A 14645-nucleotide genomic window follows, 5' to 3' on the forward strand; every position below is an offset into this window, starting at 1 on the left:
CGGCAAATGTCGCTCCGCCATGTGGGAGCCGGGGAGCGCGAGTTCAAGCATCCTTTTCTCACGCTCTCGTGAGTCGGGCAAGGGCGGCGGCCATGTCCGCCTCGCCCACCGGCAGAAGGCGTGGCACCTCGGTGAACAGAAGCGCGGCGTCGATCCGCCGGCCGGGATAGAGCGGCTTCAGGAGCGCGGCATAGAGGGCAAGCTGGGCGATATGGGATTGCGGCGCCTCCCTCAGTTGCCCGGGCGCCGGACGGTTGGTCTTGTAGTCCACCAGAAGCACGGCATCATCCGTCACCGCCAGCCGGTCCACCTTGCCGGCCACCGCGCGGACCGTGCCCCCCACCTCGACCTCGCCCATCAACGAAATCTCGGCCCGCGATCCGGGCGCGAAAAGCGGCGCGAAACGCCCATCCTCCAGAATCGCCATCACCGAGCCCAGCGCGCTTTCCGTCTCCCCTGCCGGCCAGCCGGCGCCCACGCGCGCCAGGTAGCGCCGGCCCGCCGCCGCGCGCTCACCGGGCGCCAGGGAGGGAAGGACCTGCAGCAGGCGGTGCACGGCGTTGCCCCGTTCGAGCGCAAGGCCAGGCGCGCCAGCGCCGTCGAGCACCGGCGAGCGGGGGGATGATGCCGCCTCGTGGTCGTCCTCGATCAGTGCCGCGGCCCTCGACGGGGAGAGCGGGCGCGGCAGCGCCGGCGGCGGCGGAAGCGGCGCGGCGATCGCGGCCGGCAGCGGCGCCGGTGCCCGTGTGTCCGCCCTCTCCTCGCGTGCCGGTGCCTCGGAAAGGGGGGTGAGGCGGAAGCGCAGCACGGGCGCGCAGTCGGCCGGTTCCGCCAGCTCGCGCGTCTCCGGCTGCCCGGCCAGCGCCTCGCGCACCAGGGTCAGCCAGGTGTCGGGCGCCGGGCGTGCGCCGTGATAGCCGCAGACGATCAGGCGGTCCTCCGCCCGTGTCATGCCCACATAGAGCAAGCGGCGATACTCCTCCTCCGCCTTGCTGCGCGCCGCTGCCTCGAGGTCGCGGGCGGTGGTGTTGGAAATGTCCTTTCCCTGCCGCCACAGAAAGCCCGTGAGCGGGCGGCTTTCCCGCACCGGGAAGGGCATGAGAACGGGCAGATGGCTGTTGCTGACCGGGGCACTGCCGGGGTCGACAAGGAAGACCACCGGCGCTTCCAGCCCCTTGGCGGCGTGCACGGTCATGATGCGGATCTCGTCGCGCGAGGCGTCCATTTCGCGCTTGATCTCGGGGGCGGCCCCTTCGAGCGTCGCCAGAAGCGCCTCCAGCCCCACAAGCCCCGTCCTTTCCGCCGTCAGGCAGAAGGAAAGGAACTCGTCGAGCACGTCATGCGCCTCGTGCCCCAGCCGGGCGACGAAGCGCCGCCGCGCGCCCTCGCGCCCCGGCGCGCCGGAAAGCAGGCGTGCGTAGAACTCGAAGACCGGGCGGAAGGCAGCGTCCGTCTGCCAGTCCACCAGCGTGTCGAGAATACCCTTCAGCGCCTCGTCCCCCCGCGCCTTCTCGCGAAGCGCGGAAAACAGCGAAACGCCCTCCCCGCGCGGCCAGGCGAGGCGGAACAGCGCCTCCTCGTCGAGACCGAAGACCGGACTTTTCAGAACCGCCGCCAGCGACAGGTCGTCATGCGGCTGCACGAGGAAGCGGCCGAGCGCCATCAGGTCCTTCACCGCGATGTGTTGGGTAAGCCGCAGGCGGTCGGCGCCGGCCACGGCGATGTGCCGGTTCTTCAGGCTGCGCGACAAGGCGTGTACGAAGCGGTCGCGTTTCCTGACCAGCACCATGATGTCTCCGGGCCTCAGGCGCCGGCCCTGGCCTTCCAGCACCTCGCCCTCCTTGAGCCAGCGCTCGATGCGCGCGGCGATCACCTCCGCCAGCCTTGCGGCCGGGGCCGAGGCGTGATCGACCGCCTGCGTCCAGTCGTCCGGTTCCTCCACCACCTGCGGGCTGAGCGGTGCCCAGACCTCGACATAGCCCGGCGCGTTCTCGCGGATCGCCGCATGTTCGATGGGCTCCTCGTCGCGGGTCAGCCCGCGGCGCGCCTTGTCGCGCGCGAAAACCCGATCGACGGCGGCGAGCACGTCATGGGTGGAGCGGAAGGAGCGCTTCAGCCGCACCCGCTCGCGCTCGAAGCGCCCGCCCGCTTCCCGCACGCGCTTTGCAAAGGCAAAGCCGTTTTCGGCAAAGGCGGCGGGCTCGGCCCCCTGGAAGGAGTAGATGGACTGTTTCTCGTCGCCCACCGCGAAGATGGTGCGTTCCACGTCCTCGCGCGATCCTTCGCCGGCAAAAAACTCTTCCGCAAGCTGCCGCACGATCTGCCATTGCGGCGGGCTGGTATCCTGCGCCTCGTCGATGAGGATGTGATCGATCCCGCGGTCGAGCTTGTATTGCACCCAGGGGCCGACATCCTGGCGGGCGAGCAGACGCAGGGTGCGCATGATGAGGTCGTTGAAGTCGAGAAAGCCGCGCGCACGCTTCAGCCGCTCATAGCGCGCGATCAGCGCGTCGGCGACGGCAAGCGCGGCGTCCGTCGCTTCCAGCATCCGGCACAGCGCCAGCCTGTCGGCAGCCTGTTGAAGGAAGGCGGCGGCCTCGAGATAGCGCTCGTAGAGGCCGGGCAGCCGCTGCCTGAGCGCCGCCTTGAAGGTGCTTTCGCCATAGGGTGTGCCATCGGCCTTGAGAAAGCCGCGCGCCACGAGCTCGAGCCGGCGCACGGGATCGGCCTCTGCGAAGCCGCGCTCCGCATCGGGCAGGATGCTTCTGAGGACCGCGCGCGCCTCCGTCTCGGCGGCCGCCTCGGCAAAGCGGCCGAAGGCCGCCCTGTCGAAGCCCGGGACGGGCCATGATGCGGCAGCCAGGCTTTCGGCAGTCTCGCCCGGCGCAAGGCCGAACTCGGCCAGAAGGGCCGGCAGGCACGCGGCGCCGTCGCTCGCCCGGTCGATGAACAGGCGCAGTTCCTCGCGTTTCGCCACGATCTCGGCAAGCAGCCTCTGCAGGCCGCTTTCGCCGCCCCGTTCCAGCACCCGGGCGAAGGCTTCGGCAAGCCGCCCGCCGCCCTCGGCGGCGACACCCGCCAGAAGGTCGCGCCGCGCCTCGGCGAACAGCGCCTCCTCCATCTGCGCATCGAGAAGCTCGAAATGCCCGGCAATGTTCGCCTCCAGCGGAAACCGGTGCAGGATGGCCTCGCAGAAGGCGTGAATGGTCTGGATCTTCAGCCCGCCCGGTGTTTCCAGCGCGCGCGCGAAAAGCCGGCGCGCCCGGCGCAGCTTTTCCGGCCCGGGCCGGCGGCCCTCCAGTCCCGCGATCGCCTCTGCCAGCGCGTCGTCCGGCAGCAGGCTCCAGCCGGCGAGGTTCTGGAAGACGCGGTTGGCCATGTTGGCCGCCGCCGCGCGCGTGTAGGTGAGGCAGAGGATCTTCGCAGGGTCCGTGCCCTTGAGCAGAAGGCGGATCACGCGGCTTGCCAGGACATGCGTCTTGCCCGAGCCGGCATGGGCGGCGACCCAGGCCGACACGCCGGGGTCGGAGGCCAGTGCCTGCGTTGCCAGCGTGTCGGAGGGAATGCGGACAGGCTTCCTCATTCGCCTTCCCCCTCGCCGGCATCGCCGCCGGCCGACCATTCGAGCACGCGCGCCAGATGGTCGTAGTCGCCTTCCACGTCCCCCTCCCTGAAGGGCAGTGCGCGGGACAGATAGCCGGCTTCGGATGAATCGTAGTGGGCCAGAAGCCGCTCCAGCCGCTCCCACGCCTCCTGTGCCAGCGCCTCGCCGGTCTTCTCGCTGTCCTTGATGGACAGGATGGATTCAGGCTCCACCGTGCCGTCCGCCTTGAGCCGCAGATAGGCGAGCTCGGCGGGCACGGGGTTGCCGAGGCCGGCAAAGGCGCCGCGCCTCAGAAGGGCTGCTTCCAGTGCAAGCTGCGGGGCGATGAGACGGTGCGCCTGCACCCTGGAGGGCGTAGCCCCGGTCTTGTAGTCGATGATGTCGGCCCGCTCGCCTCTGCGCAGGTCGATGCGGTCGGCACGGCCGGACAGAAGCTTGCCCGTGGCGCCGACGGCCAGCGGTTCGGCGCGGATTTCGGCATGGCGGGCGAGGATGCCCTCGGCACGTCCGCGCTCCCAGGCGAGGATGTTTTCCGCCGTGCGCGCAAAGCGCGGCCACCACACCGCTTCGACGTCGGCAGGCAGGCCCGCCTCGGCAAACAGTCTGCGGCCGGTGGCCAGCAGCCTTTGCAGCGCGTCGGGCGCGCAAGGGTCTGCGCCCGACTGGACAAAGGCTTGCAGGATGTCGTGAAACAGCGTGCCGCGCTCCGCTGCGCCCGGATCGCGGATCAGCGGATCGAGCGGGACAAGGCCCAGCACGCGGCGCGCATAGACGGCGTAGGGATCGCGGCGCAGCGTCTCGATCTCGGTGACGGAGAAGCGCCGAGGCCGCGCCTCAAGCGGCGGCCGCGGGCAGGGCCGCGGGGCGAAATCCTCATCATCCGCGGTCTCCAGCGCATGCGCCCAGTCGATGAAGCGCCGCCCCCGCGCGCGCATGGCCTCGCTCTCGCGGGGGCCGGCACAGGCCGCGAGCCGTTGCAGCCAGCGCGAGGCGACGGCCGGTGCATCACCGGCGCGCGCCGAGCGGGAAAGCACCACGGTGGGCGCGCCCAGCGCCATCATGAAGTCGTGCGCGGCAAGCCCGATGCGCCGTTCCGGCGGGGGCAGCGAAAGCTCCGCCTTCATGAGCCGCGACATGAAGCGGTCGGAGGCGGGTGCGGCTGGCCAGGTGCCTTCGTTGAGGCCGGCAAGCACCAGGGTATCGACGCCCTGCAGGCGCGCCTCCAGCGCCCCCCAGATGGCGACACGCTGGTCGGCGCCCTGCGCCGGTTTCACCACCTCTCCGGCGATCAGCGCGGCGAAGACATCCGGCCATTCGGCCAGTGCCACCGCCGGCGCCTCCGCCGCCTCCACCAGCGCGCGCAGGAAACGCGCCAGCGCCTCGCCCGCCTCGCCCTGATAGAGCGCGGCGAGGCTGCCGTCCTCTTCGCGCGCCAGCCCCTCCAGCGCCTCCACGGAGGCGCGCGCCACGGTGGCGAATTCCGCTGCCGGTGCGCTCCGCAACCTGGCGAGGGGCCCCAACGCGCTTTCGAGGGCGGCCAGCACCTGCCGCGCCTCGGCAAGGCGGCGCGCATCGAGCCGGGCGAGCCAGAACGGCGGCCTTTGCCGCGCAAGCGCGGCATGGCGGGCCTCGAAGAGGGCACAGAGCGCCAGAATGTCGGGCCGGCCCGTGCCGCCGCGCAGCGCCACCAGCTCGATCATCGCCGCGGCACTGCGCACCGTCTCGCGCGGCAGGCCGAGCCTCACCAGCGGATGCTTGAGAAGCCCGACGATGGCCACCGGCTCGCCCGGCCGGCAGACGGCTTCCAGCATCAGCCGCATCAGCGTTGCCGGAACGCTGTCGGCGAGCCGGCTGCCGCCGGAATCGTCGGCTCGAATGCCAAATCGGCCAAGCTCCGCCGCCACGCGGCGCGCCAGCGCCCGGTCGGGCGTGACCAGCGCCGCCGTCGCCCCCTCGCGGGCCAGGGCATGGCGCAGCGCCACGGCCACGGCCAGGGCCTCCTCGCGCTCATTGGCCGCCTCGATAAGGCTGACATCGGCCAGCGCGCCCTGCGCGACGGCCTGTTCCATGAGCGCCCGGTTCGCCGCCCACAGCTCGGTGGTCTGGGCGGGCAGCAACGCCTGGCTCACGAGCCGCCGCCGGGCAGCGAGCGCCGGCGGTGGCGCCGCGAGCTCCGCCACCTCGCCGCGGGCGATGCCGAGGGCGGCAAGAAGCTTCTTCAGGCCGAGTTGCGGATGGCCGAATGAGGCCGGCTCGGTATCCGCGCCCACCGCCTCCCACGACGCCTCGTCGAGATCGCGGTCGAGGCCGGGCAGCACCACAGCCCCGTTGTCCAGCCGGGCGATGGTGGCCAGAAGCCGGGCGGTCGCCGGAATGGAGCCGGTGGAGCCGGCGGCGATGACGGGGCCGCGCCCCGGATTGCGCCGCAGCCGCTCGGTCTCCGCCGCCAGCATGGCATTGCGGTGGGCGGCGGGGTTGGAGAAGCCGCGCTCGGCCAGAACCTGCGGCCAGGCGCTGGTGACGATGCTCAGAAAGTCGAGCGTGACCTGCCACCAGCCGGCAAGCTCGTCGGGCACGAGATCGGCCAGCTTCGCCCAGTCGGCCTCCTCCGTTTCCACCTCGTCCATAAGGTCGGCGAGATCGCGCGCAAGCCACAGGCTGTCGCTCAGCGAGGCGGGCACCAGAATGCCTTCCTCGAAGCGGGCGGCCACATGCGCCGGAACCCGCGCCTTCCATGCCTGCACGAGCGGCGCGAGCAGCAGGATGCGCTCGATGGGCCGCATGGGCGGCGCGTGGTCGAGCGCCGCCGCCCCGCCCCCGTCCTGAAGATCGGCAAGCTCCGCCTCGAACTCGCCCAGCGGACGGATCACCGGCAGGATGGCCGAGCGCCCGCCGAGCTTCTCCAGGAACACGCCGCGCAATTCCCGCGCGGCGCGGCGGGTGGGCAGATAGATGGTGACATCGGCCAGCGCCAGCGGCTCTCCCGCATAGCGAAAGCCCGGCACCAGGTCTCCTGCCAGCAGCGCCTCGGCGAGCGCCGGCAGAAACGGCACGCCCGGCGGAATGGAGAAGACACGCGGGCTCGCGCGCCCTGTCACGACGCCGCCCCGAGCCGCGTCAGCACGGCCTCCGCCTGCGCTATCGCCTCGGGCGTGCCCACGGTGAACCAGTGCCCGTCCAGAATCTGGCCGAAGAGCCGGCCCGCGGCGGCGGCCTTGTCGAACTGGAGGTTGAGCGAGTGCGGGCCGGAGGGAGCGTCGGCAAAAAGACGCGGGTGAACAAGGAAGGCGCCGGCATAGATGAAGCCCTCCCCGCCCTTCGCGCGTGCAAGCCGCCCCTCGGCGTCCATGACGAAATCCGTCCTGCCCGTATGCCCGGTCGCGGAGGCCGGCTCCGCGAGAAGCATCAGTATATCCATGCGCGCATCGTCCCAGGCAAGGGCGAGACGCGCAAGCGCCGGCTCTTTCCGGTCGATCCAGAAGGTATCGGCATTGATCACGAAGAAGGGTTCGGCCCCCAGCAGGGAAAGTGCCCGGACGACGCCGCCGCCCGAGTCGAGCAGTGCGGCGCTTTCGTCGGAGATGGCAATGCGCGGCGTTTGGCGCCCGGCCAGATGGGCGGTCATCCTGTGCGGCAGGTGGTGGATGTTGACCACCGCCTCGGCCACGCCGGCGGCTTGCAACGCGTCGAGCGCCCTGTCGATCAGCGCCCGCCCGGCCACCGGCACCAGCGGCTTGGGCATGGCGAGCGTGATGGGGCGCATCCGCACGCCGAGGCCGGCGGCAAGAACCATCGCCTTTTGCGGCTGCGTCCGGCTCAATGTACTGCGCTCCCCGGCCGCGTCAGCGCGGCGGTCCATTCCGCGCTCACCTCCGCGTCCGTCTCTCCTTTCTGCGCGCGCCCGGCCAATGCGGCGAAGGCCAAAGGGTCGAGAAGCCGCGACAGCGCCCACACGGCGGCGCCGCGCACCAGCGCGCACGGGTCGCCAAGAAGCCGTTCGCAGGCCGGCACGAGGCGCGCCTCGCCGGAATTGCCGGCTGCAATGAGAACGTTGCGGATGAAGCGGTCGCGGCCGATACGCTTGATCGGCGAACCCGAGAAGAAGGCGCGGAAGGCCGCATCGTCGAGCGCCAGAAGGTCGCCCAGCGCCGGCGCCTTGAGGTCGTCCCGCGCCTGCAGCTTGGCCTCCGAGGCGGCGCGCGCGAACTTGTTCCAGGGGCAGACCGCCAGGCAATCGTCGCAGCCATAGATGCGGTTGCCCATCTTCTCGCGCAGCCGGCGCGGGATCGGCCCCTTGTGTTCGATGGTAAGATACGAGATGCAGCGCCGCGCATCGAGCTGGTAGGGCGCGGGGAAGGCATCGGTCGGGCAGACATCGAGGCAGGCCCGGCACGCGCCGCAATGGTCCTTCTCCGGCTGGTCGGGCGGAATGTCGGCGGTGGTGAAGATGGAACCCAGGAACAGCCAGGATCCGAAGCGGCGGCTGACCAGATTGGTGTGCTTGCCCTGCCAGCCGAGCCCTGCAGCCTCGGCCAACGGCTTCTCCATCACCGGCGCGGTATCCACGAACACCTTCACATCCGCCTGGCAGCGGGCGGCGAGCTTGCCGGCGATCTGTTTCAGCCGGCCCTTGATGACGTCGTGGTAGTCGCGGTTGCGCGCATAGACGGAGATGGCCGCCCTGTCGCGGCGATTGAGAAGCGGCAGCGGATCCTCCTCCGGCCCGTAGTTCATGCCGAGCATGATGACGGAGCGCACCTGCGGCCACAGGGCGCGCGGGTGGGCACGCCGTTCGGCCGTCTCCTGCATCCAGCGCATTTCTCCGTGCCGGCCCTCCCGCAGGAAGTGCGCCAGACGCGCCGGCGCCTGCGGTGCGGCATCGGGGGCGGCCACCGCCACGACGTCAAAACCCGCCGCGCGCGCTTCCCGTTCGATGAAGGCGCGCAGCCGCTCGGGCCTGGCTCGCGCCGCCGGCATCAGAAATCCAGATCCGCGTAGTGGGAGGCGGGCGGCAGCCCGCGCACCCGGTCGGCAAGCAGCGTGCGGAAGGAAGGGCGCGACTTCATGCGGCTGTACCAGTCGCGCGCCGCCGGATACTGCGCCCAGTCGATCTCGCCCAGATAATCGAGCACCGAAAGGGCGGCGGCGGCGGCCGCATCGGCATAGGAAAGGCGGGGCCCGGCCAGCCAGTCGCGCGTGGCGGCCAGCCAGTTGGTGTATTTCAGGTGCTGCCGCACATTGGCGCGGGCTGCACGGATGGCCGCCGAATTGGGCGCGCCGCCGCCCTCGCCGCCCATCTGGGACTTCAGTGCCCGCTCGCGCACCAGATGCCGCGTCACGTCGCCCTCGGTCTTGACCAGATACCAGTCGACAAGGCGGCGGATCTCCGCCCGGGCCAGCGAATCTTCCGCCATCAGCCGCCTGTTGCGCTGGAAGGCGCCGCGCGTCTCGTCCACATATTCGGCAATCACCGTGGCCCCGACAATGGCGTGGTCGCCCTCCGCCAGCAGCACCGGAATCGTGCCTGCCGGATTGAGCGCCAGGAATTCCCGGCGCTTCGCCCAGGGGTGCTCCTCGATCAGGGCCAGCTCCTCTCCGTACTCGCCGAAGGCCAGGCGGACGAAACGGCAGGATGCATAGAGCGGATGGTGGAACAGGGTCAGCATGACTCGACGTGACACATGGTGTTGACGGCCTCTAGCCAATTCCCGGCCTTGACGGTAATCCTCGGGCAGTCTGATTCCCGGATGCTGGTTCGAGCTATAGGGACAGACAAGGGGCCTGACAAGCAAACCAGCCGAGGAGAAAGCGTGGCGGACCAGACCATAGCGGAGGCGCTGCTGCTCGGCATTCTGGAGGGGCTCACCGAGTTCATCCCCGTCTCCTCCACGGGGCACATCCTGCTGGCCGGCCATTTCCTGGGCTTCCAGTCGACGGGCAAGGCGTTCGAGATCCTCATCCAGCTCGGCGCCATCCTGGCCATTCTCAGCGTCTATGCGGCAAGGCTGTGGCACATGGCGCTCGGCCTGCCGCGCGACCCGGCGACCCGGCGCTTCGTGTTCGGTATCCTGATCGCCTTCCTGCCGGCGGCGGTCATCGGCGTTGCGGCCTACCGGATCATCAAGACGGTGTTCTTCGAAACGCCGATGCTTATCTGCGTCATGCTCATCCTGGGCGGCATGGTGCTGCTGTGGGTCGACCGCTGGGTCAGGGCGCCGCGCTATCACGACATCACCCACTTCCCGCTTTCCATGTATTTCAAGATCGGCCTGTTCCAGTGCCTGTCGATGATTCCGGGCACCTCGCGCTCGGGCGCCACCATCGTCGGCGGGCTTCTGCTCGGCGCCGACAAGCGGGCGGCGGCGGAGTTTTCCTTCTTCCTGGCCATGCCCACCATGGCCGGCGCCTTTGCCTACGACCTTTACAAGAACCATGCCTTGCTGACCGCCGCCGATGTGCAGATCATCGCCGTCGGCTTCGTCGCCGCCTTCCTCGCGGCGGTGGTGATGGTGCGGGCGTTGCTGGGCTATGTGTCGCGGCGCGGCTATGCGCTGTTCGGCTGGTGGCGCATTCTGGTGGGCGGCGTGGGGCTCGTCGCCCTTTTGGTCGTCGGCTAGGCCGATTCATCGCTTCATTGAAACGCCGATCCGGTCCATCTATCTGTTTTTGCTTCGTTTCTGAGATGCCAGATAATTCCGTCTGGCGGCAAAATACCCTAAAGAAGGCCCGCGAGCCCGCGACGCATCAGGTCGAGCGCAAGCAGGGTGAGCGCGATGCGGAACCAGCGGCGGAACCCCTCTTCCGGCAGGCGGTCGAGCAGGCGCGAGCCGTAGACGGTGCCCAGATAGCCGCAGGCGATCATCACCAGGACGAGGGGCAGCCAGCGCGCGAAGGCGAAGCCGGCCAGCGCGAAGGCGGCCACCTTGAGGCCGTGCTGCACGGTCATGCCGGCGGCATGGGTGGCGATCAGCGCCTTGCGGTCGTCGGGAATGAGCTGTGCCAGGAAGGCGGACAGCAGGGGCCCGGTGGCGCCGACAAACATGCCGGCCAGCGCCAACACGGCGCTGCCCGCGGCAAGCCCGGCGCGCCCGAGCCGGGCGGCGCCCGGAATCTTCGTCCAGGTGACGGTCAGGACGAACAGGCCCAGCACCACCTTGAGCACCGCATCGGGAAGCTGCACGACAAACCAGGCGCCGGCGGCCGCACCGGCCAGGCTGCCGAGGAAGAAGGGGGCGGCGATGCCATGGCGGATATGCGCCCGCTGGTGCCAGGCGCGGCCCGTATTGGAGCCGAGCTGCACCATGCCGTGCACCGGGATGAGCGCGGCCACGGGCACGAACAGGCCGAGCAGGGCAAGCATGGCCACCCCGCCGCCGACGCCGAAGACGGCCGTCAGCGCCGAGGTGAAGAAGCTGGCGACGACGAGCAGCAGCGCCGCCGCGGCGCCGAGACCGTCCGGCAGCAGGGCTGCGACAAGCTCCACCGCCGCCGCAGCCTACATCTGCGGCATGGTGAACTGGCCGCTGGGGCGGTAGGCCCACAGATAGGTGGGCAGGATGGCATGGATCGAATGGCGGGCGATGCCCAGCCCTTCCAGCGTGTATCCACCCGCCTTGGCCTCCTCCGAGACCACGTTGTCGACTTCCAGCAGCTTCACCTGGTCGAGGGTGAGAAGCGGCTTGGGCAGAAGCCCCAGGAAGCGTGCCTTCAGCCGCGCCAGCGGCCAGGGAACCGAGACGAGCAGCCGCTTGCGGCCGATGATCTCCAGCATCTCCTCCATGCATTCGCGGAAGGTAAGCACATGCGGGCCGCCCAGCTCATAGATGGCGCCGCCTTCGAGCCTGCCGTCCACGGCGCGGGCAAAGACTTCCGCCACGTCGCCCACATAGACCGGCTGGAAGCGGGTATGGCCGCCGCCGATGAGCGGCAGAAAGGGCGAGAAACGCGCCATGCTGGCGAAACGGTTGAAGAAGGAATCCTCCGGTCCGAAGATGATCGACGGACGGATGACGACCGCGTCCTTTACCGTCTCCAGCGCCGCCTTTTCGCCCTCCGCCTTCGTGCGCGCATAGGCCGAGGGGGAATGCGGGTCGGCGCCGATGGCCGACATCTGGGTGAGCGGCACCCCGGCGGCGCGCGCCGCCTCCGCCACCGCAAGGGCGCCGAAGCCCTGCACCGCATCGAAGCGCTGGCGCCCGCTTTCATAGAGGATGCCTACGAGATTGATGACATGGTCGGCGCCATCCACCGCCCGGTCGACCGACCAGCGATAGCGCAGATTGGCCTGCATGGTGTGCACCTGGCCGGTGCCGCCCAGGGGCAGCACATGCACCGCCGTGTGCGGATTGCGGCAGGCCACGCGCACGCGGTAGCCGCGCCGCGTGAGCGCCTGCACCACGTGACGGCCGACGAAGCCTGAGCCGCCGAACACGGTGACGAGCTTGGGTCTCTGGCTGATAGTGGCCATGGCGCCTTGTCTCTCCGCTTTGCCCATCTCTTCTCCGGCGCTTCATAATCGCCTTTTCATCCAAAGGCAAAGGGCGGCGCATGCGGCCTTTCATCATCGCCGTCCGGCGGTGCGCGAGCGGGGCGGGGGGACACGCCGGCTTGCGACAACGGAAGCGGAAATGCTTGAAACCGGCGTCGGCGTGGGCTATATGCAGGTTTAAATTCTTGGTCTTTAAGGCGAAGAGTGGGTCCGGCGGGTCCCGCTCTTTTTTGTTAGCCTTGGCGGCCGGCATTGGAGGCAGGAAACACCGGTGCAGGATGACCGCATCATAAGGGAAAGCGGAACGGAAGCGCACGTGGCAGGCATCGTCATGCCCGTGCTCGATGCCCTCGGCTATCGGCTCGTGCGGGTCAGGCTTTCCGCCCAGGATGGCCTGACCCTGCAGATCATGGCGGAACGGCCGGATGGCTCGATGACCGTCGACGATTGCGAGACGGTCAGCCGCGCCGTCTCGCCGGTGCTCGATGTCGAGGATCCGATCGACGGCGCCTACCAGCTGGAAATATCCTCGCCCGGTATCGACCGTCCGCTGGTGCGCCGCGCCGATTTCGAGGCCGCGGTGGGCCATCTGGCGAAGATCGAGACCGCGGTGCTGGTGGGCGGGCGCAAGCGTTTCCGCGGCACGATCACCGCTCTGGCCGGCGAGGCGTTGACCATGGAGCGCGAGAAGGTGGGTGAGGACGAGGAGCCGGTGGTGACGATTCCGCTTCACGCCATCGGCGCGGCCCGGCTGGTGCTGACCGATGCGCTGGTGCGCGAGGCGCTGAAGAAGGACAAGGAACAGCGGCGCCGGCGCAAGAAGGAGCGCCGCGCGGACGCCGCCGGAACCGGAGAAGAATGACCAATCTTTATGCATGGCCGGCGCTCGGGCGCGTGGCCCATCCCGAAGGGAGATCGAAATGACAGTCAGTGCGAACAGGCTGGAGCTTCTGCAGATCGCCGACGCGGTGGCGCGGGAAAAGGCGATCGACAAGGAAATCGTGCTTGCCGCGATGGCCGACGCCATCCAGAAGGCCGCGCGCTCGCGCTATGGCCAGGAGACGAACATCCGCGCCGACATCAACCCCAAGACGGGCGAGATGAAGCTGCAGCGGCTGATGGAGGTGGTCGAGGAGGTCGAGGAGCCGGCCAGGCAGATTTCCGTGGCGCTCGCCCGCAACCGGAACCCGGATGCACAGGTCGGCGATTTCATTGCCGAGCAGCTTCCGCCCATGGATTTCGGCCGCATTGCCGCCCAGTCGGCCAAGCAGGTGATCGTGCAGAAGGTGCGCGAGGCCGAGCGCGACCGGCAGTACGAGGAATACAAGGACCGCATCGGCGAGATCGTCAACGGCACGGTCAAGCGCGTCGAGTACGGCAATGTGATCGTGGATCTGGGGCGCGGCGAGGCCATCATCCGCCGCGACGAGCTGATTCCGCGCGAGACCTTCAAATATGGCGACCGCGTGCGCGCCTATGTCTATGACGTGCGCCGCGAGCAGCGCGGGCCGCAGATCTTCCTGTCGCGCACCCATCCCCAGTTCATGGCAAAGCTGTTCGCCATGGAGGTGCCGGAGATCTATGACGGCATCATCGAGATCAAGTCGGTGGCCCGCGATCCGGGCTCGCGCGCCAAGATCGCGGTCATCAGCCACGACTCCTCCATCGACCCGGTGGGCGCCTGCGTGGGCATGCGCGGTTCGCGCGTGCAGGCCGTGGTTGGCGAGCTGCAGGGCGAGAAGATCGACATCATCCCCTGGAACGAGAACGCCGCTTCCTTCATCGTCAACGCCCTGCAGCCGGCCGAGGTCTCGAAGGTGGTGCTCGATGAGGATGCCGAGCGCATCGAGGTGGTGGTGCCGGACGATCAGCTCTCGCTCGCCATCGGCCGGCGCGGCCAGAATGTGCGGCTTGCCTCGCAGCTCACCGGCTGGGATATCGACATCCTCACCGAGGAGGAGGAGTCGAACCGCCGCCAGAAGGAGTTCACCGAGCGCTCCACCCTTTTCATGGAGGCGCTCAACGTTGACGAGATGGTGGGCCAGGTGCTGGCCTCGGAAGGCTTCACCAGCGTCGAGGAGCTGGCCTATGTCGATGCCGACGAGATCGCGTCCATCGACGGTTTCGACGAGGAGACGGCGGCGGAAATCCAGGCCCGCGCGCGCGAGCATCTGGAGCGGCTGGAAGCCGAGCACGACGCCCGCCGCAAGGAGCTGGGCGTTTCCGACGAGCTGCGCGAGATCCCTGGCATCACCACGGCGATGATGGTGGCGCTCGGCGAGGACGGCGTGAAGACGGTGGAGGACTTCGCCGGCTATGCGGTGGACGAGCTGGTCGGCTGGAAGGAGCGCAAGGACGGCGAGACCAAGTTCATGCCGGGCGTCCTGTCCGACTATGACGTCTCGCGCGCCGAGGCCGAGCAGATGGTGATGGCGGCCCGCCTCAAGGCCGGCTGGGTGACCGAGGAAGACCTCGCTGGAGAGGATGAGGAGGCGGTCGAAGAGGCCGGCGAGCCGGCGGAAGGCTGAGATGAGCGGCGGCGGGTCGAGAGGT

Annotated in this window: 10 protein-coding genes; 3 read left to right on the plus strand and 7 right to left on the minus strand. The window is 69.4% G+C overall.

All coding sequences use genetic code 11. The features are described 5' to 3' along the window. Positions 1 to 58: 58 nt before the first annotated feature. Genes addA through NYR58_RS07210 form a run of 5 tightly spaced genes read right to left on the minus strand, consistent with a single transcriptional unit; the run spans position 59 to position 9270 of the window. On the minus strand, positions 59 to 3583 hold the full coding sequence (gene addA / locus NYR58_RS07190; RefSeq protein ID WP_261519801.1) for a double-strand break repair helicase AddA: 3525 nt from the start codon (positions 3581 to 3583) through the stop codon (positions 59 to 61). Further along, complete coding sequence (gene addB, locus NYR58_RS07195) at positions 3580 to 6702, minus strand: double-strand break repair protein AddB (protein ID WP_261519802.1); 3123 nt, start codon at positions 6700 to 6702, stop codon at positions 3580 to 3582. The genes addA and addB overlap by 4 nt, the downstream gene beginning before the upstream one ends. Further along, positions 6699 to 7397 carry a nucleotidyltransferase family protein gene (locus tag NYR58_RS07200; RefSeq protein ID WP_261519966.1) on the minus strand — a complete coding sequence of 233 codons (699 nt, stop codon included), beginning with the start codon at positions 7395 to 7397 and terminating at the stop codon, positions 6699 to 6701. Before NYR58_RS07200 ends, addB begins: the two co-directional genes overlap by 4 nt. Positions 7398 to 7420: 23 nt before the next feature. Next, positions 7421 to 8581 (minus strand): tRNA epoxyqueuosine(34) reductase QueG, encoded by a 1161-nt coding sequence (gene queG / locus NYR58_RS07205; RefSeq protein WP_261519803.1) that lies wholly within the window; start codon positions 8579 to 8581, stop codon positions 7421 to 7423. Continuing rightward, positions 8581 to 9270 carry a glutathione S-transferase family protein gene (locus tag NYR58_RS07210; protein ID WP_261519804.1) on the minus strand — a complete coding sequence of 230 codons (690 nt, stop codon included), beginning with the start codon at positions 9268 to 9270 and terminating at the stop codon, positions 8581 to 8583. Before NYR58_RS07210 ends, queG begins: the two co-directional genes overlap by 1 nt. Positions 9271 to 9414: 144 nt before the next feature. Here NYR58_RS07210 and NYR58_RS07215 point away from each other — a divergent pair, with 144 nt between their 5' ends. Beyond that, complete coding sequence (locus NYR58_RS07215; RefSeq protein ID WP_261519805.1) at positions 9415 to 10221, plus strand: undecaprenyl-diphosphate phosphatase; 807 nt, start codon at positions 9415 to 9417, stop codon at positions 10219 to 10221. 98 nt (positions 10222 to 10319) lie between these two features. Here the strand turns inward: NYR58_RS07215 and NYR58_RS07220 are convergent, their stop codons facing one another. Next, on the minus strand, positions 10320 to 11087 hold the full coding sequence (locus NYR58_RS07220) for a sulfite exporter TauE/SafE family protein (RefSeq protein ID WP_261519806.1): 768 nt from the start codon (positions 11085 to 11087) through the stop codon (positions 10320 to 10322). A 12-nt stretch (positions 11088 to 11099) separates the two neighbouring features. Further along, positions 11100 to 12071 (minus strand): complex I NDUFA9 subunit family protein, encoded by a 972-nt coding sequence (locus NYR58_RS07225; RefSeq protein WP_261519807.1) that lies wholly within the window; start codon positions 12069 to 12071, stop codon positions 11100 to 11102. Between the two features lie 292 nt (positions 12072 to 12363). On the opposite strand from NYR58_RS07225, the gene rimP reads away from it, so the two are divergent. Continuing rightward, positions 12364 to 12954 carry a ribosome maturation factor RimP gene (gene rimP, locus NYR58_RS07230; protein ID WP_261519808.1) on the plus strand — a complete coding sequence of 197 codons (591 nt, stop codon included), beginning with the start codon at positions 12364 to 12366 and terminating at the stop codon, positions 12952 to 12954. A gap of 58 nt (positions 12955 to 13012) precedes the next feature. Continuing rightward, positions 13013 to 14620, plus strand: coding sequence for a transcription termination factor NusA (gene nusA, locus NYR58_RS07235; protein ID WP_261519809.1), 1608 nt, complete (start codon positions 13013 to 13015; stop codon positions 14618 to 14620). Positions 14621 to 14645: the final 25 nt, after the last annotated feature.

The organism is Chelativorans intermedius (genome assembly GCF_025398255.1).
Classification (GTDB): Bacteria; Pseudomonadota; Alphaproteobacteria; order Rhizobiales; family Rhizobiaceae; genus Chelativorans; species Chelativorans intermedius.